The sequence below is a fragment of the Micromonospora sp. R77 genome (genome assembly GCF_022747945.1).
Classification (GTDB): Bacteria; Actinomycetota; Actinomycetes; order Mycobacteriales; family Micromonosporaceae; genus Micromonospora.
Genome location: NZ_JALDST010000001.1, coordinates 2,676,939 through 2,694,422, shown reverse-complemented (window position 1 = coordinate 2,694,422; position 17,484 = coordinate 2,676,939). Strand labels below are relative to the sequence as shown.

At 74.5% G+C, this 17,484-nt stretch carries 19 protein-coding genes; 7 read left to right on the top strand and 12 right to left on the bottom strand.

The annotated features are described in order from the left end of the window. Positions 1 to 62: 62 nt before the first annotated feature. From MRQ36_RS12475 to MRQ36_RS12460, 4 genes are read right to left on the bottom strand one after another with little or no spacing between them, the layout of a single operon-like run. Positions 63 to 1,412, bottom strand: coding sequence for a metallophosphoesterase (locus tag MRQ36_RS12475; RefSeq protein WP_374250058.1), 1,350 nt, complete (start codon positions 1,410 to 1,412; stop codon positions 63 to 65). A gap of 11 nt (positions 1,413 to 1,423) precedes the next feature. Then, on the bottom strand, positions 1,424 to 1,669 hold the full coding sequence (locus MRQ36_RS12470) for a MoaD/ThiS family protein (protein ID WP_242795224.1): 246 nt from the start codon (positions 1,667 to 1,669) through the stop codon (positions 1,424 to 1,426). Between the two features lie 3 nt (positions 1,670 to 1,672). After that, positions 1,673 to 2,686, bottom strand: coding sequence for a GTP 3',8-cyclase MoaA (moaA, locus tag MRQ36_RS12465; protein WP_242795222.1), 1,014 nt, complete (start codon positions 2,684 to 2,686; stop codon positions 1,673 to 1,675). Continuing rightward, complete coding sequence (locus MRQ36_RS12460; protein ID WP_242795220.1) at positions 2,683 to 3,597, bottom strand: fructosamine kinase family protein; 915 nt, start codon at positions 3,595 to 3,597, stop codon at positions 2,683 to 2,685. The genes moaA and MRQ36_RS12460 overlap by 4 nt, the downstream gene beginning before the upstream one ends. 162 nt (positions 3,598 to 3,759) lie before the next feature. Between MRQ36_RS12460 and MRQ36_RS12455 the strand changes: the two genes are divergently transcribed. Beyond that, positions 3,760 to 4,812, top strand: coding sequence for a DUF4192 domain-containing protein (locus tag MRQ36_RS12455; protein ID WP_242795219.1), 1,053 nt, complete (start codon positions 3,760 to 3,762; stop codon positions 4,810 to 4,812). Positions 4,813 to 4,871: 59 nt separating this feature from the next. Here the strand turns inward: MRQ36_RS12455 and fdhD are convergent, their stop codons facing one another. Next, positions 4,872 to 5,732, bottom strand: coding sequence for a formate dehydrogenase accessory sulfurtransferase FdhD (gene fdhD / locus MRQ36_RS12450; RefSeq protein ID WP_242795218.1), 861 nt, complete (start codon positions 5,730 to 5,732; stop codon positions 4,872 to 4,874). 130 nt (positions 5,733 to 5,862) lie between these two features. On the opposite strand from fdhD, the gene MRQ36_RS12445 reads away from it, so the two are divergent. The 3 genes from MRQ36_RS12445 to MRQ36_RS12435 all read left to right on the top strand — a co-directional run bounded on the left by MRQ36_RS12445 (position 5,863) and on the right by MRQ36_RS12435 (position 7,901). Beyond that, on the top strand, positions 5,863 to 6,459 hold the full coding sequence (locus MRQ36_RS12445) for a molybdenum cofactor guanylyltransferase (RefSeq protein ID WP_242801052.1): 597 nt from the start codon (positions 5,863 to 5,865) through the stop codon (positions 6,457 to 6,459). Next, a complete protein-coding gene (locus MRQ36_RS12440) occupies positions 6,456 to 6,713 on the top strand; it encodes a DUF6457 domain-containing protein (protein ID WP_242795217.1) in 258 nt (85 codons plus the stop codon). The genes MRQ36_RS12445 and MRQ36_RS12440 overlap by 4 nt, the downstream gene beginning before the upstream one ends. Positions 6,714 to 6,794: 81 nt before the next feature. Then, positions 6,795 to 7,901: a YbjN domain-containing protein gene (locus tag MRQ36_RS12435; protein WP_242795216.1), complete on the top strand. Its 1,107-nt coding sequence runs from the start codon at positions 6,795 to 6,797 to the stop codon at positions 7,899 to 7,901. Between the two features lie 150 nt (positions 7,902 to 8,051). Here the strand turns inward: MRQ36_RS12435 and MRQ36_RS12430 are convergent, their stop codons facing one another. Then, positions 8,052 to 9,944 (bottom strand): beta-propeller domain-containing protein, encoded by a 1,893-nt coding sequence (locus MRQ36_RS12430; protein WP_374250054.1) that lies wholly within the window; start codon positions 9,942 to 9,944, stop codon positions 8,052 to 8,054. A 57-nt stretch (positions 9,945 to 10,001) separates the two neighbouring features. Further along, entirely contained in the window at positions 10,002 to 10,460 is a 459-nt protein-coding gene (locus tag MRQ36_RS12425) for an Lrp/AsnC family transcriptional regulator (protein WP_242795214.1), read from the bottom strand. Between the two features lie 59 nt (positions 10,461 to 10,519). Here MRQ36_RS12425 and ddaH point away from each other — a divergent pair, with 59 nt between their 5' ends. Further along, positions 10,520 to 11,353 (top strand): dimethylargininase, encoded by an 834-nt coding sequence (ddaH, locus tag MRQ36_RS12420; RefSeq protein WP_374250052.1) that lies wholly within the window; start codon positions 10,520 to 10,522, stop codon positions 11,351 to 11,353. Between the two features lie 64 nt (positions 11,354 to 11,417). On the opposite strand, the gene MRQ36_RS12415 is transcribed toward ddaH, so the two are convergent. Both MRQ36_RS12415 and MRQ36_RS12410 read right to left on the bottom strand, forming a co-directional pair. Continuing rightward, positions 11,418 to 12,623, bottom strand: coding sequence for an ABC transporter substrate-binding protein (locus MRQ36_RS12415; RefSeq protein ID WP_242795211.1), 1,206 nt, complete (start codon positions 12,621 to 12,623; stop codon positions 11,418 to 11,420). Positions 12,624 to 12,671: 48 nt separating this feature from the next. Continuing rightward, the gene (locus MRQ36_RS12410; protein WP_242795209.1) at positions 12,672 to 13,499 is read right to left on the bottom strand and encodes a S9 family peptidase; all 828 of its coding nucleotides are present in this window, start codon (positions 13,497 to 13,499) and stop codon (positions 12,672 to 12,674) included. Between the two features lie 86 nt (positions 13,500 to 13,585). Between MRQ36_RS12410 and MRQ36_RS12405 the strand changes: the two genes are divergently transcribed. Next, positions 13,586 to 14,182: a bacterial proteasome activator family protein gene (locus MRQ36_RS12405; protein ID WP_242795207.1), complete on the top strand. Its 597-nt coding sequence runs from the start codon at positions 13,586 to 13,588 to the stop codon at positions 14,180 to 14,182. A 41-nt stretch (positions 14,183 to 14,223) separates the two neighbouring features. Here the strand turns inward: MRQ36_RS12405 and MRQ36_RS12400 are convergent, their stop codons facing one another. From MRQ36_RS12400 to MRQ36_RS12390, 3 genes are all read right to left on the bottom strand, one after another. Further along, positions 14,224 to 15,036: an HAD family hydrolase gene (locus tag MRQ36_RS12400; RefSeq protein WP_242795205.1), complete on the bottom strand. Its 813-nt coding sequence runs from the start codon at positions 15,034 to 15,036 to the stop codon at positions 14,224 to 14,226. After that, positions 15,036 to 15,857, bottom strand: a complete 822-nt coding sequence (locus MRQ36_RS12395) for an HAD family hydrolase (RefSeq protein ID WP_242795203.1) — start codon at positions 15,855 to 15,857, stop codon at positions 15,036 to 15,038. Before MRQ36_RS12395 ends, MRQ36_RS12400 begins: the two co-directional genes overlap by 1 nt. A gap of 187 nt (positions 15,858 to 16,044) precedes the next feature. Next, positions 16,045 to 16,788: a hypothetical protein gene (locus tag MRQ36_RS12390; RefSeq protein WP_242795201.1), complete on the bottom strand. Its 744-nt coding sequence runs from the start codon at positions 16,786 to 16,788 to the stop codon at positions 16,045 to 16,047. A 133-nt stretch (positions 16,789 to 16,921) separates the two neighbouring features. Between MRQ36_RS12390 and MRQ36_RS12385 the strand changes: the two genes are divergently transcribed. Next, the gene (locus MRQ36_RS12385) at positions 16,922 to 17,353 is read left to right on the top strand and encodes an OsmC family protein (RefSeq protein WP_242795200.1); all 432 of its coding nucleotides are present in this window, start codon (positions 16,922 to 16,924) and stop codon (positions 17,351 to 17,353) included. Positions 17,354 to 17,484: the final 131 nt, after the last annotated feature.

Sequence of the window (17,484 nt, the reverse complement as noted above, 5' to 3'; positions counted from 1 at the left end):
TGCGCCGCCACGCGTACGCGTGACCTGAGCAATCCGGTGCTGGACTGCGCGGCCCCGGCGCGCTATGGGGTGCGCAGCTCCACCAGGGTGACCTGCGGCGGTGCGCCGACCCGGACCGGCGGGCCCCAGAAGCCCGCCCCGTTGGTCACATAGACCTTGGTGCCGTCCACCTCGCCCAGACCGGACACCACCGGCTGCTGGAGCTTGACGGCCAGGTTGAAGGGCACCATCTGGCCGCCGTGGGTGTGCCCGGAGAGTTGGAGGTCGACGCCGAACTTCGCCGCCTCGTGCGCGGCCACCGGCTGGTGGGCGAGCAGCACCACCGGACGGCTCGGGTCGCGGTCGCCGAGGGCGGCGGCGTAGTCGGCGGGGGCGGCGAGACCGGTGCCGGCCGCGCTCACGTCGTTCACCCCGGCCAGGTCCAGTACGCCGCCCCGGGCCCGGATCTCCTGCCGCTCGTTCTGCAGCACCCGCAGTCCGAGCCGGTCGACCTCCCGGACCCACTCCTCGACGCCCGAGTAGTACTCGTGGTTGCCGGTGACGAAGAAGCTGCCGTAGCGGGAGCGCAGGTCGCGCAGCGGCTCCGCCGCCTCGCCCAGCTCGGCGACCGAGCCGTCGACCAGGTCACCGACGACGGCCACCAGGTCGGCGTCCATTCGATTGATCATCTCGACGATCCGCTCGGTGTGCGCCCGTCCGCGCAGCGGGCCGAGGTGGATGTCCGAGACGGTGGCGATCCGCAGGCCGTCCATGCTGCGCGGCAGCTTCGCCAGCGGGATGCGTACCCGGTCGAGCTGCGGGGGGCCCATCGCGGTGCGGACGCCGTACCCGGTGACGCCGGCGGCGGTGAGGCCGGCGAAGATCGCCGCGCCCCGGGCCAGCAGCAGCCGCCGCGACGGATCGTGGTCCGCCTGGTCCGGGTGATCCGCGACGGCCGGTGGGCCTGCGGGCCGGGTCGGCACGGTGCCGGACCGGTCGGGCCCGACTGCGGGATCGGCCCCGGCCGACGCGGAGTCGGACCGGGTCGACGTGGGGCCGGCCGGCACGGGGTTGGACTCGGCGCCGACCAGGGCGGGCTCCGGGGCGGTGACGGCCGGCGCGGCGGCCACCGCCCGGCGGCGCAGCACCAGCTTCGCCACCGCCATCGGCACCTCCAGCACCAGCAGCAGCACAAGGAGGTAGAACATCAGCGCGAGCCAGACGTAGCCCGGCCAGGCCAGCCAGTACATGCCGTTGCGGGTGCCCGCCATGGTGGCCGGGACCAGCAGCGCCAGCAGCAGCGCCACGAGGCCGCCGAAACGGCGCCAGCGGCCCGGTCCGGTGGTGTCCCGGACCAGCCGCTTCCACAGATAGAGGTGGATGAGGGCGGTCACGAGCACCGCGAAGCCCACGAAGGTCGCCATCGCCAACAACGTGAGCCTCCTCAGCCCCCGGCGAACGGGGGCAGTACGTCCACCGTCGTCCCGGCCGGCAGCGGTGCCTGACGATCATGGCAGGCCAGGCCGTCGACCAGGAAACTCGCCGCCTTCAGTACGGTGGCGAGTCGGTCACCGTGCCGCTCGGTGAGTTCGTCGAGGAGTTCGTCCAGGGATCGCCCGGCGGATGCGGTCTCCTCGGACCGGCCGGCGGCGGCGCGGGCACCGGCGAAGTAGCGGACGGTGAGCTGCACCGGTCAGCCTCCGATCGCCGACATCGGTCGGGCGGGTTGCAGGAACGTCGGGTCGTCGATGCCGTGGCCGGCGCGCTTGCCCCACATCGCCGTACGCCAGCGGGCCGCCAGTTCGGCGTCGTCCGCGCCGCCGCGCAGCGCGGCGCGCAGGTCGGACTCCTCGGTGGCGAAGAGGCAGGCGCGCACCTGGCCGTCGGCGGTCAACCGGGTGCGGTCGCAGTCACCGCAGAACGGTCGGGTCACACTGCCGATCACGCCGACCTTGGCGGGGCCGCCGCCGACCAGCCAGGTCTCGGCGGGCGCGGCACCCCGCGCCACCGGATCGGGGGTGAGCGCGAACTCCCGGCCCAGGGCGGCCAGGATCTCGTCGGCGGTGACCATGGTGGCGCGGTCCCAGCCGTGCTGCGCGTCGAGCGGCATCTGCTCGATGAAGCGCAGCTGGTAGCCGTGGGCCAGGGCGAAGCGCAGCAGCGCCGGGGCCTCGTCGTCGTTGACCCCGCGCATCAGCACCGAATTGATCTTCACGGGGGTGAGTCCCGCCTCGGCCGCCCCGGCCAGGCCGGCGAGCACGTCGGCCAGCCGGTCCCGGCGGGTCAGGGCGGCGAACCGGTCCCGGTCGAGGGTGTCCAGCGAGACGTTCACCCGGTCGAGGCCGGCGCCGCGCAGGGCGGGCGCGAGCCGGGCCAGCCCGATGCCGTTGGTGGTCACCGAGATCCGGGGGCGGGGCTCCAGTGCCGCCACCGCCGCCACGATGTCCACCACGCCGGGCCGGATCAGCGGCTCACCGCCGGTGAAGCGGACCTCGGTGACGCCGAGACGCCGCACCGCGACCCGGATCAGCCGGACGATCTCGTCGTCGGTCAGCAGCTGCGACCCGGCCAGCCAGGGCAGCCCCTCGGCCGGCATGCAGTACGTGCAGCGCAGGTTGCACTTGTCGGTCAGCGAGACCCGCAGGTCCCGGGCGACACGGCCGTACCGGTCGACGAGGACCCCGTCGGTGGTCGGGGCGGCGGTCACCTGTCGACGGTAGCGCGTCCGGCCCCACCCAGCGCGGCACGGGCGGCGCTGCCGACCGCGTCCGCGTACGCGCCGCCGAAGAGCGCGGTGTGCACCAGCAGCAGGTGGAGCTGGTGCAGCGGCACCCGGGCCCGCCACCCGTCGGCCAGCGGCCACGCCTCGTCGTAGGCGGCCAGGATCCGGTCCAGGTGCGGTGGACCACCGAAGAGGGCGAGCTGGGCCAGGTCGGTCTCGCGGTGCCCGCCGTGCGCCGCCGGGTCGACCAGCCACACCCGGTCGTCGGCGCCCCAGAGCAGGTTGCCCGGCCAGAGGTCACCGTGGATCCGAGCCGGCGGTTCGTCGCCGCCGACTTCCCCGATCCGCTCGACGACCTGCTCGACCAGGGCAGCCCCGGCCCCGGTCAGGGCACCGTTGTCGACCGACATCCGGAGGTACGGCAGGAGCCGGCTGCGGGCGAACCACTCCGACCACGGTCCGGGATCGGGGGTGTTGTCCTGCGGTGCCGCGCCGATGAAGCCGGTCCACTCGGCCCCGAACGCCGGTGCGCCGGCCCGGTGCAACCCGGCCAGCTCCCGGCCGAACCGCTCGGCGGCCTCCGGCGTCGGCTCGCCGGTCTCCACCCAGTCCAGCGCCAGCAGCTGCGGCAGCGCCACCACCACCTCCGGTACGGCCACCGTGCCCGCCGCGCGCAGCCACCGCAGGCCGGCCGCCTCGGTGGCGAAGAAGTCCGCCGGCGCCGGCCGTCCCGCCCCCTCCGGCCAGGTCTTCGCGAAGATCGAGTGACCGTCGTCCAGGGTGAGCCGGGAGGCGGCACAGCTGTCGCCGCCGGGCACCGGCGTCTCCCGGATCCGCTGGTGGGTCAGGAAGGTCGGCAGGTGCTCCGGGTGTGCCCGCAGGTACGCCAGGTCCATGAGCGCAACGTAGCCCGTCCCGCCCGACGGCGGGGGTCGTGCCGCTCCCCGACAGGTGCCGAAACGCCCGGACCTGCATCAATACTCTCCGTATCTGTGGACAACCAGCGTGTCGTCCACAGGGCCTGTCGGTGGGGTGTGGCGCCGTCGCACGCTCCCGGCATGACTCCGACCGACCGCCCCCGGCTCGCCGTCCGCTCACCCGCCGACCTGATCGCCGCCGTGCCCTACCTGCTCGGCTTCCACCCCACCGACAGCGTGGTGGTGGTCGCGATGCGCGGTCGACGGGTCGTCTTCGCCGCCCGGGCCGACCTGCCACCACCCACGGCGGAGCCGCAGCAGGCGGCCCGGCACCTCGCCGACGTGATCGCCCGGCAGCACGCCGCTGCCGCCACCGTCGTCGGGTACGGCCCGGCCGCCCGGGTCACCCCGGCCGTCGACGCGGTCAGCGACGCGCTGGCCGGGGCCGGACTCGTCGTCCTCGACTCGCTGCGGGTGACCGACGGACGCTGGTGGTCCTACCTCTGCACCGAGCCGGACTGCTGCCCGCCCGACGGCACTCCGTACGACCCGGGCGCGAGCGAGGTCAGCGCGGCGGCGGTCTTCGCCGGGCAGGTGGCCCTCCCCGACCGCGCGGCGCTGACCGCGCAGGTGGCCCCCGTCGACGGGCCGGTCCGGGTGGCGATGCGCCAGGCCACCGCCCGGGCCAGGAGTCGGCTGGCCGAGCTGACCGAGGATCTGGACGAGACGCTGGTCGGCGGCCGGTCGGTCCGCTCGGCGGGCGTCGCCGCGGTCCGGGTGGCGCTGCGCCGGCACCGCCGGGGCGAGCGGCTCACCGACGACGAGGCGGCCTGGCTGAGCGTCCTGCTCACCCGGCTCCCGGTCCGCGACCACGCGTGGGAACGCACCGACGGGCGGGACACCGACATCAGCCTGTGGACCGACGTGCTGCGCCGCGCCGAGCCGGAACTGACCGCCGCCCCGGGGAGCCTGCTCGCCTTCGCGGCCTGGCGCGCGGGGCTCGGCGCGCTCGCCGCGGTGGCCCTGGAACGGGTGCTGGCCGCGCACCCCGACTACTCGCTCGCGCTGCTCCTCGACGACCTGCTCCGCCGGGGCGTACCGCCGTCCGAGCTGGACGGTTGGCCGGCGGTCGGCCTACCCGGCGTGGTCCGGCGGCGGGCCCGCCGACGCGGTGTCTCCCGCCGGACGATCTGATGCCGCCCCCGACCGGGACAGTGCTCCGGTCACCGGCGTCGCGGCGGGACCGGGCCCGTTCAGTCGGTGTCGCGCACGCGGTGTGCCCCGGTGTAGACGTTCATCGTCCGGCCCCGCAGGAAGCCGACCAGGGTCATCCCGGCCTCGTCGGCCAACTCGACGGCGAGGGTGCTCGGCGCGGAGACCGCCGCCAGCAGCGGCACCCCGGCCATCCAGGCCTTCTGCGTCAGCTCGAAGCTGGCCCGGCCGGAGACCAGCAGGACGTGCCCGGCCAGCGGCAGCCGGCGTTCGCGTACCGCCCAGCCGATCACCTTGTCGACGGCGTTGTGCCGGCCCACGTCCTCCCGGAGCGCCACCAGCTCACCGGCCGCGGTGAACAGCCCGGCCGCGTGCAGCCCGCCGGTCCGGTCGAACGCCCGCTGCGCCGCCCGCAGCCGGTCGGGCAGGTCGGCCAGGGTGCCGGCCGGCACGACCAGCGGATCGTCGGCCGGGGCGAAGCGCGATCGGGTACGCACCGAGTCGATGCTGGCCTTGCCGCACACCCCGCACGAACTGGTGGTGTAGAAGTTGCGCGACACGTCGGTGACGGGCTCCGGCACGCCGGGGGCGAGGACCACGTCGACCACGTTGTAGGTGTTCGGGGTCTCGGCGCCGGCACAGAGCTGGGCGGTGTGCACGTCGTCGGTGGAGCGGATCAGCCCTTCGGTGAGCAGGAAGCCGATCGCCAGGTCCAGGTCGTCGCCGGGGGTCCGCATGGTCACCGCGAGCGGCTTGCGCCGGCCGGGACCACCCGGCCCGACCCGGATCTCCAGCGGCTCCTCGACGGCCAGGGTGTCCTGGCGACGTACCGAGGCGCGTCCGTCCGCCGCCGCGTCGAGGTCGATCCGCTGCACGCCCCGCCGGTCAGTCGCCCGTCCCATGGCGCCCATCCTGCCCCGCCGACCGGGTGACCCGCACGGCGACCGGAGCCGGGCCGCCGGGATCGAGCGGGGTGCGGGGTGGCCGCGGTCGATCGCCGTCGGCGACGGTGCGGTTAGCGTGGGACGGGTGATGACGTATGCGGCGGTGGTGCTCGCCGGCGGCGCGGCCCGGCGGATGGGCGGCGTGGACAAGCCGGCGCTCCCGGTCGGGGGTCGGCCGATGCGTGACCGGGTGCTGGCCGCGGTCGCCGACGCGGAGCCGCGCGTGCTGGTCGGGCCGGTGGACCACGCGCCCGCCGGGGTGCGGGTGACCCGCGAGCAGCCGCCCGGTGGTGGTCCCGTCGCCGCCACCGCTGCCGGGTTGGCCTTGCTCGACGCCGGCACGACCACCGTCGCCCTGTTCGCCGGCGACCTGCCGCTGCTCACCCCGGAGGCGGTGGCCGACCTGCTGCGGCGGCTCGCCGGGTCGACGGCCGACGGGGTCTGCCACCTCGACGGCGACGGTCGCCGGCAGCAGCTCTGCGGGATGTGGCGGGTCGCCGCGCTGCGGGCCGCCCTGGACCGGCTCACCGCCGAGCGGGGCGGGACGCTCGACGGTGCCCCGTTCCGGGCGCTGCTGGGCGGGCTGACCGTGCTGGAGGTGCCGTGGTCGGGCTCCGGTCCGCCGCCGTGGTTCGACTGCGACACTGACGAGGACGTACGCCGGGCCGAGGAGTGGACACGATGACGGTGATGGACGAGTGGGTCACGGCGGCCTGCGCCGAGCTGGGGCTCGACCCGGCCGAGGTGCCGGTGCCGGTGGTGCTCGACCTGGCCAAGGACGTGGCCCACCAGGTGCTGCGCCCCGGTGCGCCGGTCAGCGCGTACCTGTTGGGGCTGGCGGTCGGTCGGGGCGCCGACCTCGCCACGGCGGCCGCCCGGCTCAGCGGGCTGGCCGGGACCTGGCCGGTGGAGCTCGACGGGACCACTCCCGCGGGCTGACCGAGGGTGTCCGATCCCGGTCCGGGCTGATTCGACCCTCTTACCCGGTGGGTAGGGTGGCGGTGACGGACGGAGGCGATCATGACGGCAGACCACCCCTCGGCGCCGATCGGTGACCGCGCCGGCGAGGCGCCGGAGCAGTACGAGTCGATCCTGCTGGACGAGCCGACCACGGCCGACCTGCGGGCGAAGGTGACCGAGGCGTGGCGGGAGTTCGCCCGGGCGCTCGCCGACCGGGTGCGGGCGCTGCCCACCGGTGCGCACGTCGAGCTGACCCTCGACCCGACCGCCTCCGGTACGGGGGACGCCGTCTACTCGATCAGCGTGGACGTCGGCGACGAGGGGCGGCTCGCCGCGCGGGCGGTCGGCAACGCCACCCTGCCGCCGGGCTACCGGCTGGACCGGGCGGCGGTGGCCGACATGATCGCGCTCGGCTGGTCCCCGCCCGGGGTGGTCGAGGGCTCCGGCGAGCACTTCGGTCTGGACTGCGTCACCAGCGAGTCGAACCGCCTGGCGGCGGTGCTCTCCCGCACGCTGCGCGACGTCTACGGGGCACCGCATCCGGCGTTCCTGGTCTATCTCGTGCACGACGCGGAGGGCGAGCCGCTGCCGGTGGAGCCGATGGGCACCGCGCGGAGCGAGTTCGGCCCGGACCGGAACATCGAGGCGGACCTCGACGAGGCGCTGGCAGCCGCCGCGACCGCGCAGACCGGCGAGAACGACGTGCTGGCGCTGGAGGAGCGGGTCCGTACGGTCGTCTCCACCATGCTCAAGTCGGACTCCGACCAGTTGCAGATCGACTCCGACGGCGACATCAACATCCGGGCCGGCTCGGCCATGGTGTTCGTCCGGGTCCGGGACAACCCGCCGCTGGTGGACGTCTTCTCCCCGGTGCTCACCGAGGTCGAGCCCACCGAGCGGCTCTATGTGAAGCTCTCCGAGCTCACCAACCGGATGCCGATCGGTCGGCTCTACTGCGCCGACGACACGGTCTGGGCCTCGATCCCGGTCTTCGGCCGCAACTTCCAGGCCACCCACCTGATGCTGGCCGTGCAGGTGATGACCGGGCTGGCCGACGAGTTGGACGACCGGCTGCACGGCGAGTTCGGCGGCAAGCGTTTCTTCGGCGAGGGCGACAAGCCGACCCGGTCCGAGTCGGCCGAACACCGCACCGGCATGTACCTCTGACCCACCCCCACCCCCCAACCCCCGACCCACCACCCCGCGACCCGCCACGCCGCTGATTCGGGGAATGAGCGCCCATCACCCGCGAAATGGCCACGCTTTCACCGAAAGTGCACGGGCACGGGCGGGGGCGGGGGCGGGGGACCGGGTGGGTCAGGTCCAGGGGAGGCGGGCGAGGGTGTGGGCGGTGGTCGGGTCGGTGACGGTCAGGCCGGTGTCGGAGACGGTCCAGAGCCGGCCGTCGACCAGCAGTGACCGGGTGACCGCGCCGCCCTGCCGGTCGGTGACCGTCCCGATCTCCCGGATCACCCGGTCGGTCACCGTGAACAGGCGGAGCCCGCCCCGGGCCACCGGCAGGGCCACCAGTCCGGTGGTCGGCTCGAACAGGAAAGCGTGCGGGTCGAACTCGGCCGCCGAGGTGTCGTACGGCTGGTGGTGGCGGGCCAGGACCGTCGGGTGGGCCGGGTCGTGGACGTCGAAGAGGGAGAGCTGGAGCCCCTGCGCCCGGCCCAGCTCGTCGGCCTCCTGGCCGATGCCGAGCAGCCGCTCTCCCGGCACCGGGTGCAGGTACGCGGACCAGCCGGTGATCTTCAGTTCACCGGTGAGCCGGGGCGTGGTCGGGTCGGTCAGGTCGAGCACGTGCAGCGGGTCGGTCCGGCGGAAGGTGACCACGTAGCCGGTGCCGCCGAGGAAGCGTACGGAGGTGATCCGTTCGCCCCGGCCGAGGCCGTCCACCCGGCCCGTCCCGGCCAGCCGGTCGCCCCGCCGGACCAGCACGTGTACGGCGGACTCGGTCGCGCCGGCAGCGCCGTCCGTCCGGGTGGTCGCCACCCGCAGGTGCCCCTGCCATTCGGAGAGCGCGTACTGGTTGACCAGCGTCCCGGGCACGCTGCCGGCGGCCAGGTAGCGGGGGTGGCCGGGGCCGGTGGCGTCGAACTGGTAGATCTCGGTGCGTTCGGGCCCGGGCCGCCGGAGGCCCACCCGCCCGGTCGGCCAGCCCGGATTCGTCTGCCCGGCGAGGTAGAGGCTGCCGGCCGTGCCGTAGACGGTGTCGGCGTCGGCGGCGACGCTCACCGGGTCGCCGTCGCCGAGGGAACCGGTGGCGAGGTCGAAGCTGAGCACGGTGAGCAGCGCGGTGCCGGTGCCGGTGGCGGGGCGGCTCAGCCGGTCGCAGCCGACCCGGCCGGCGTGCCGGGTGCCAACGCCGTCGGTCCACTCGTAGCCGGGTAGCCAGGCGTCCAGGCCGGCCTTGGCGATCACCGCGCGGTTCGCGGCGGTCCGCGCGGTCTTGTCGCGCCGCTCGTCGTACGGGAAGGAGAACCGGGGCTGCGAGCGGACCACGACCCGGGCGGTCGCACCGGTCTGCCGGGCGTCGAGCAGGCTCCCCCGGATCCGGTACGTGCCGACCACCGTGGGCGGTCCGGTCAGGTCGACCAGGAGCAGCCGTGGCCCGTCGGGGCGGTCGGCGCGGCGCACCGGGCCGGCCTGGTCCGGGCCGGCCTCGGGCGCACCCGGGCGCAGCAGCACCAGTGCCCGGTCGCCGTGCAGCAGCAGGTTCGCCTCCGGCCACCAGCGGCCCGGCTGCCCGTCGACGAGGTCGAGCCGCCCGGTCTGTCGCCGGGTGGCCGGGTCGACCACCCGCAGCACGCCCCCGGTGACGGTGACGATCCGCCGGCCGTCGGTCTTGACCAGGTCGGGCTCGTCCGCGCCCGGCTCGTGGCTGTTGGTCCGCGAGTGCTCGGCGGCGCCGCCCGCCACGTCGGCGGGCCGGGCCGCGATGCCGCCGGGGGCGGGGCCGGCCGGCGCCGGCCCCTCGCCGCCGAAGGTGCGCCAACCGCCGCCGTGGCCCCACGGCCCGACCGAGGCTGCGGCCGCCGCCCGCAGCCCGGCCAGCGCCTCCGCGCAGGAGTCGTAGGAGACCAGCCGGACCGTGCCGGTGGGCGACGCCGCCTCGGGTACGGCCGCCCCGAGCGTGACGCCGCTGCCGGCGAGGAGGCTCAGCGCGAGCAGCGTGCCGGTCGTGGCGGAGGCGGTCATCCGGTTCATGTCCGGTTCGACGGCGGCTTGCCCGCCCCGGTTCCCCCGCAGCGTCGACGGCCGGGGTCAGCCGGTGGAGGGGCCGACGCCGGGCGACTCGACCAGCCGGGACAGGACGATGGTGCTGCGCGACGAGGTGACGAAGGATTCGGCCCGCAGCCGTTCCAGCGCGTCCTCCAGGTGCGAGATGTCGGCGGCCCGCAGGTGGACGAGCGCGTCGGCCTCCCCGGAGACGGTGTACGCGCCGACCACCTCGGGGTGGCGGCGGGCCGCGGCACCGATCTGTGCCGGGGTGGTCCGGCCGGCGCAGAACAGCTCGACGAACGCCTCGGTGGTCCAGCCGACGGCGGCCGGGTCGACCACGGCGGTGAAGCCGCGGATGACCCCGGTGGCGCGCAGTCGGTCGACCCGTCGCTTGACGGCGGGGGCGGAGAGTGACACCCGGGTGCCGATGTCGGCGTACGACGCGCGGGCGTCCGCCACGAGCAACGCAATGATTCGCTGGTCGACCGCATCTATCTGCAACGTTCCGCCTCTGGGAAGCAATGGTTGTGGCTGTTACCAAAGTTGTACCGTACCTACTCTTGGTGACCGTGAACCAGCAGCGAGTCCCGCGAAAGCGGACATATCTCATGTGCTCGCCTGAGCACTTCGCGGTCGAGTACGCCATCAACCCCTGGATGGACGTGACCGCGCCGGTCGACGCCGAACTGGCGGTCAAGCAGTGGGACCGCCTGCGGGAGACGCTGGTCGGCCTCGGTCACGAGGTGCACCTGCTCACGCCCGAGGCGGGGCTGCCCGACATGGTCTTCGCGGCCAACGGCGCCTTCGTGGTCGACGGCACGGTCTACGGCGCCCAGTTCAAGCACGAGCAGCGGGCCGCCGAGGCCGCCCTGCACCGGGCGTTCTACGAGTCGCGGGACTGGCGGTTCATCGCGCCGAGCGAGACCAACGAGGGCGAGGGCGACTTCGCGTACCTGCCGGAGGCGCACGGCGGCCTGATCCTGGCCGGGCACGGCTTCCGGACGGAGCTGCCGGCGCACGCCGAGGCGCAGGAGGCGCTGGGCCGGCCGGTGGTGTCGCTGCGCCTGGTCGACCCGCGCTTCTACCACCTGGACGTGGCGCTCGCCTCGATCGACGACGGGAACGTCGTCTACTACCCGGGCGCGTTCTCGGCGGCCAGCCAGCGGGTGCTCACCCAGCTCTTCCCGGACGCGGTGCACGCGGACGACTCCGACGCCCTGGCCTTCGGGCTGAACCTGGTCAGCGACGGCCTCAACGTCGTGCTCAACAGCGAGGCCAGCCGGCTGGCGGGCAAGCTCAAGGCCGCCGGCTACCATCCGGTGCCGGTGGAGCTGGCCGAGTTGAAGAAGGGCGGCGGCAGCGTGAAGTGCTGCATCGCCGAGCTGCGCGACTGACGCTGCGGACGACGGGCCGGCCTCCGCTCGCGGAGGCCGGCCCGTCGGCGTACGGGGGGGCCGCTCAGCCGAGCGTGGCCAGCTCGCTGATCACGACGTTCGACAACAGCTGCCCGTCCTTCTGCACCCGGCGCAGGTACCACTTCTGCTGCGGCGTACGCGGCTGGTTGAACTGCCAGGCCCCGCGCGGGCTGTCGATCTGACCGATCTGACCGAGCGCCAGGTTGACCTGCTGCGGGTTCGGGTTCGGTCCGGCGATCCGGAGTGCCTTGTCGAGCACCTGCGCGGCGTCGTACGAGGCCATCGCGTAGGTGGTCGGCGAGCTGTTGTAGGTCTTGCGGTAGGCCGAGGCGAACACCCGGTTGGCGGTGTTGTTCAGGTCGGCGGAGTAGTTCAGCGCCGTTTCGATGCCGTACTTCTCGATGGTGCTGGTCTCGCTCTCCAGGTCGCCCAGGACCGAGCCCTCGGTGAGGAAGCCGGGGGCGTAGATCCGGCCCTGGTAGCCCTCGTCGTAGAGCTGCTTGATGAACGCGACCGCCGGCTTGCCGGCGTAGTGGCAGAAGATGGCGGTCGGCTTGCGGTTGAGCGCGCGGCGGATGTAGGGGGCGAAGTCGCCCTTGCTCGGGCTGGCGCTGTTGGTGGTGATGATCGGGGCGTCGGTGAGGCGTACCCCGCCCACCTCGTAGCCCCGCCGGAAGCCCGCGATCACGTCCAGGCTGCCCTGCCCCTCCGGGGCCACGATCATCAGCCGGTCGCCGGCCTTGAGCGTCTGCCGGAGGTAGTCGCCGAGCGCCTGGCCCGGCTCGTCCAGCACGTACGACGTGCGCCAGATGTAGACGACGCTCTGCAGGCTGGCCGGGGAGGCGTTCGAGCCGATCAACGGGACGCGGGCCTGCTCGACCATGTCCCGGATACCGGACATCGCTGTCGAGCCGACCACGCCGGTGAGGGCCACCACGCCCTCCTTGAGCAGCCGGTCCGCGGCGGTCTGGGCGCTCTTGGCGCTGTCGCCCTCGTCGGCCTGCACGAGGGTCACCGGGTGGCCGCCGAGGCGCTGGTCGTTGAGGGCGAGGAAGAGCTCGAAACCGTTGGTGATCTCGTCGCCGATCGGCTTGTTCGGCCCGGTGCCCGGCGCGATCAGTCCGATCTTGACCGCGCTGCCCGGCTCGTCCCCCGCGCCGTCGGAGTCGGGGCCGCAGCCGGCCGCCAGCCCCGTGGTGCCGAGTGCGGCCAGCAGTTGGAGTGCCCGCCTACGGTTCATCTGCGACACCGGTTTCCTTCCAAAAGCGCTGGCAGGGCTGACCGCCCCTCCGGCGTTCTACCTGCTTGGCGACGCTGCGTCAATGCCCCGAAGATCACCGTGCAGGGACCGCAACGCGTCGAGGACTGTCGGCCAGGCCGACGATCCCGGCGCGATGAGACCGAAATGCTCCGATTCGGGCAGCTCAACCAGCGTGGCCTGGGAACCCGCCGCCCGGGCCGCGGCGACCCAGGAGCGGCTCATCGCGATCGGGACCTGACGGTCCAGCGTCCCGTGAACGACTACTGTGCGTACTCGGATCGGCACCAACGCCGATGGATCGGTCGCCGCGTACCGGTCCGGCACCTCGGCCGGGCCCCCGCCGAGCAGCGCGGCCACCGCCCCACCGTCCAGGTCCAGCCGGTACGCCTCGGCGAGGTCGGCCACCGGGGCCAGCGCCAGCACCCCGCCGACCGTGGCCGGGGCCTGCGCCGCCGCGTACAGCGCCAGGTGGCCGCCGGCCGAGTGACCGACCAGGATCGGCGGCGCGGCGCTCACCCGGCCGGGCAGTGCGGCGGCGGCCAGTCCGGGCAGTGCGGCCACCCCGGCCAGCACGTCGGTGAGGGTGCCCGGCCAGCCCCCGCCGGGCTGCCCGGTACGGCGGTACTCGACCTGGGCGACCGGGTGGCCCAGCGCGGCCAGTGCCGCCGCCATCGGGCCGGTGTGGCTCCGGTCGTACTCCGCTCGCCAGAAGCCCCCGTGCACGACGATCACCAGCGGGCGGGCCGGACCGCTGCCGGCGGGTCGGCGCAGATCGGCAAGTTGGTCGGGACGGTCGCCGTAGGCGACCGTGACGTCCGGCGCCGGGGCGGGCCGGGTCAGCACGTCGCGCGGGTCGGTGGACATGGCAGCGACGGTAGCGCGGGCCCGGCGGCGTCCCGCCGCCCCGGGAGCCGGTCCCGGCGCGTGTGCCCGGCGGGCGCTGGGTAAAGATGGGTGGCATGACCGACGCGCGCTCAGCTGGACAGAATGACGAGCCGGGCCAGGACGGCATCCCCGGCACCGTGGTGGTGGTCGGCCCGGACGGCCGGCCGGTCGGCGCCGTGCCGACCGAGGAGGGCCACGGCGAGGACCCCACCCGCCTGGTCGAACAGCCGGCCAAGGTGATGCGGATCGGCAGCATGATCAAGCAGCTGCTGGAGGAGGTCAAGTCCGCGCCGCTCGACGACGCCAGCCGGCACCGGATGCGCGAGATCCACGAACGCTCGATCGTCGAGCTGAAGGAGGGCCTCGCCCCCGAGCTGCGCGAGGAGCTGGAGCGGATCTCGCTGCCCTTCACCGAGGAGAAGGCGCCCAGCGAGGGTGAGCTGCGGATCGCGCACGCCCAGCTGGTCGGCTGGCTGGAGGGCCTGTTCCACGGCATCCAGGCGGCGCTGGTGGCCCAGCAGATGGCCGCCCGGGTGCAGCTGGAGCAGATGCGCTCCGGCCGGCAGGCGCTCCCCAGCGGCCCCGGCGGGATCATGCCGGGGATGCCCGGCATGGGCCAGCCGCAGGGCGGCGACGGTCACAGCACCGGCCAGTACCTCTGACCGGGCCCGGGCGCCGCGCGAAGGGCGGCGCCCGGGCCCGCTCAGGCCAGCCCGAAGACCTGCTCCAGGTACGCCGCCACGCCGTCGGCGGAGTTCGCCGCCGTGACCTCGTCGGCGATCTCCAGGACGGCGGGGTGCGCGTTCGCCACGGCCACCGCCCGGCCGGCCCAGGTGAGCATCGGCACGTCGTTCGGCATGTCGCCGAAGGCCAGCACGTCCCGCTCGTCGATGCCGAGCCGGGCGCAGTACCAGGCCAGTCCCGCCGCCTTGGTCACCCCGGCGGCGGAGATCTCGACCAGCCCGCTGTACGACGAGTGGGTCGCCTCGGCCAGCCCCTGCAACGCCCCGGCCACCACCCGGACGAACGCGTCCGGGTCCTGCTCGCCGGCCCGGGCCAGCAACTTCACCGCCGGCACGGAGTGCAGCTCCTCCGGCGACTCGATCGCCCGGATCGCCTCGGCGTCGGCGTCCCAGCGCAGCGGGTAGTGCGCCTCGTGCCGCATCTGCCGGCTGTCCACGATCTCCACCGCGAAGCTGACCCCGGGCACCTCGGCCCGCAGCCGCCGGGCCACCTCGGCGAGCAGTTCCGGGGCGAGCGGGTCGGCCCGCAGCACCTCGTCGGCGACCGGGTCGTAGACCACCGCCCCGTTGGCGCAGATCGCCGGGAGCGGGGCGGCGAGCTGGTCGTACACGAGTTGCAGCCAGCGGATCGGGCGGCCGGTGACCAGCACGACCGGCGTGCCCGCCGCGGAGATCCGCTGCAGCACCCCCGCGGTACGCGGGCTGACCACCCGGTCGTCGTCGATCAGGGTGCCGTCGATGTCGGTCGCGACCAGCCGGGGTACCTCTCGCATCACCGGGACAGTAGTCGGTCCAGGTAGATCGCGACTCCGTCGTCGTCGTTGCGCAGGGTCACCTCGTCGGCGGCGGCGCGGACGGCGGGGTGGGCGTTGGAGACGGCCACCCGGGCCCAGCCGGCCCAGGCGAACATCGGCAGGTCGTTGGGCATGTCACCGAAGACCAGCACCTCGGCCGGATCGACCCCGAGGCGCTGCGCGACCACGCTGAGCCCGGTGGACTTGTCCACCCCGGGTGGGCAGATCTCGACGAAGTTGAGACCGGCCTGGGTGAGCGTGGCCACCTCCGGCGGCACGATCGCCCGGGCCACCTCCAGCAGCTCGTCGACGTGGTGGTCGGCGGTCCGGACGAACGCCTTGATCACGTCGCAGGAGAGGCACTCGGCCCGGCTGCGCGCCTCGAACCGGTCCTGGTAGGGCCAGCTCGGGTGGTAGTCGCCCCACAGCGGCGCGTCGTGCTCGTCGGACGCCTCCACCATCACGGTCAGCGGGCCGACCTCGGCCTCCAGGCCGGCCAGCAGGCCGGCGAGCACCTCGGCCGGCAGCCGCTCGTCGCGCAGCACCACCGGCCCGGCGGGGTCGCTCTGGTCGACCACCCGGCCCCCGCCCGCCATCACCAGGAAGTCGGCGGCCCGGATGTCGTTGCGGGTCAGCTCGGTCAGCCGCGGCCCGCGACCGGTGGCGCCGACGACCGGGATCCCGGCGGCCCGGACCCGGTCGAGCACCCCATGGGTGTACGCGGAGACGGTGTCGTCGCTGCGGACGAGCGTGCCGTCGAGGTCGGTGGCGATCAGCTTGGGCAGTCCCGGGCGGGTCATCGGTCCTCCTTCGCCCGCCGCCGTCACGCCAGCCGTCCTGGTCGTCGGTGCCTCGGCCCACGAACGGCGGGCAGCAACCGTACCTCGCCGAACCGGCCGCAACCACGGCTTCCCGACGAATCGGGCACCAACCCGGGGTGGCCGTCCGGTGTCCATCACCCGCCCTCGGACGTGCGGCACCCGGTCGTCAGCGCGGTGGTTCGAGGCGGGCGAACGGCACCGTGGGCTCGACCGTCAGATCGGCCGGCGCGGGCGGTCGCTCGTCGACCGACCGCGCCCGGCGGCGCCGGTGCACCGGGGGCGGCTCGGCCGGGTCCGACCCGTCGTCCGCGCCCTCGGCCGCCGGGCCGACCGGCTCGGCGGTGGACCGGCCGGACAGGTGCAGCGCCGCCGCCAGCAGGGCGGTCGCGAGGAAGGCGGTCACCAGGCCCCGTCCGTACTCGACCCGGAAGCCCTCCTCGGACGAGTAGAAGAGGGTCCGCTGGCCCGAGTCGTCCAGGGAGAGCGCGGTCGCGGTCAGCACGGCCAGCAGAGCCGCCGCCAGACCGAGGCCCGCCACCCGGGCGTTGCGCCGGACGGCGGCGGTGCCGCTCAGGGCGAGCGCCACCGCGACGGCCAGGCCGAGCAGACCCACCAGGTAGCCCACCCCGAAGCCGGCCACGTCGGAGACGCCGGCGGGCACCCGGATCGGGGTGTTGCCCTCCGGACCGCCGTTCGGGACCGTCATCACCAGCCACTCGCCGACCAGCGAGGCCACCGCGGCCACCGCACCCAGTCCGGCGAGCACCGGCGGCAGGCGGCGGTCCCGACCCAGGTCGGCGAGGGAACGCCCGAGCCGGCCCGGGGACGTCGTACCGGTGTCACCCCACTCGACGACGGTCGTCCCGTCGGGCCGCCTGTCCTGCCTGGGAACGGGGAGATCCTGGGACATGGCCACCCTTCCGAGTGCGCGGGCCAGAGTCGAATCATTCCACAGCCGGCACTCGACAACCGGCACCGCGAGTCCGGCAGGCGGGTCCGTGCTGCTCGGTGCACCCGCGTCCGGTTTCGGCTAGCGTCGGGGCATGCCTATCCGTACCGCATCCGCACGTTGGCAGGGCAACCTCACCGAGGGTGCCGGGACCGTCCGCACCGGCAAGGGCGGCCTGACCGGGAACTACTCGTTCAAGTCGCGCTTCGAGGAGGGCGAGGGGACCAACCCCGAGGAGCTGATCGGCGCCGCGCACGCCGGCTGCTTCTCGATGGCGCTGTCCAAGCAGCTCGCCGACGCGGGCGCCACCGACACCTCGGTGGAGACCACCGCCAAGGTCCACTTCGACAAGACCGACGCGGGCATGACCGTGACCCGGATCGACCTGGACACGGTCGGCCAGGTCCCGGGCATGGACGAGGCCCAGTTCGGCAAGCTCGCCGAGGCGGCCAAGGAGAACTGCCCGATCTCGCGGCTGCTCTCCCCGGGCGCCCAGATCACCCTGAACGCCCGCCTGGCCTCCTGACGTCCCACCCCGGGCGGGCGCGCGGCCCGCGCGGTCCCGGAAGGGTGCCCGTCGCGATGTCGGCGGGCACCCGCTTCCGTCCCGCTGCCCCGATCTCGGCCGGTACGGGCGGCGCCGCGCGGGGGAGAATG

Excerpts from the sequence above, each read along its gene's own strand:
- MRQ36_RS12460 (WP_242795220.1), bottom strand. The coding sequence starts at position 3,597 with ATGGACCTGGCGTACCTGCGGGCACACCCGGAGCACCTGCCGACCTTC.
- MRQ36_RS12455 (WP_242795219.1), top strand. The coding sequence starts at position 3,760 with ATGACTCCGACCGACCGCCCCCGGCTCGCCGTCCGCTCACCCGCCGAC.
- fdhD (WP_242795218.1), bottom strand. The coding sequence starts at position 5,732 with ATGGGACGGGCGACTGACCGGCGGGGCGTGCAGCGGATCGACCTCGAC.
- MRQ36_RS12445 (WP_242801052.1), top strand. The coding sequence starts at position 5,863 with ATGACGTATGCGGCGGTGGTGCTCGCCGGCGGCGCGGCCCGGCGGATG.
- MRQ36_RS12440 (WP_242795217.1), top strand. The coding sequence starts at position 6,456 with ATGACGGTGATGGACGAGTGGGTCACGGCGGCCTGCGCCGAGCTGGGG.
- MRQ36_RS12435 (WP_242795216.1), top strand. The coding sequence starts at position 6,795 with ATGACGGCAGACCACCCCTCGGCGCCGATCGGTGACCGCGCCGGCGAG.
- MRQ36_RS12430 (WP_374250054.1), bottom strand. The coding sequence starts at position 9,944 with ATGAACCGGATGACCGCCTCCGCCACGACCGGCACGCTGCTCGCGCTG.
- MRQ36_RS12410 (WP_242795209.1), bottom strand. The coding sequence starts at position 13,499 with ATGTCCACCGACCCGCGCGACGTGCTGACCCGGCCCGCCCCGGCGCCG.
- MRQ36_RS12405 (WP_242795207.1), top strand. The coding sequence starts at position 13,586 with ATGGGTGGCATGACCGACGCGCGCTCAGCTGGACAGAATGACGAGCCG.
- MRQ36_RS12400 (WP_242795205.1), bottom strand. The coding sequence starts at position 15,036 with ATGCGAGAGGTACCCCGGCTGGTCGCGACCGACATCGACGGCACCCTG.
- MRQ36_RS12395 (WP_242795203.1), bottom strand. The coding sequence starts at position 15,857 with ATGACCCGCCCGGGACTGCCCAAGCTGATCGCCACCGACCTCGACGGC.
- MRQ36_RS12390 (WP_242795201.1), bottom strand. The coding sequence starts at position 16,788 with ATGTCCCAGGATCTCCCCGTTCCCAGGCAGGACAGGCGGCCCGACGGG.
- MRQ36_RS12385 (WP_242795200.1), top strand. The coding sequence starts at position 16,922 with ATGCCTATCCGTACCGCATCCGCACGTTGGCAGGGCAACCTCACCGAG.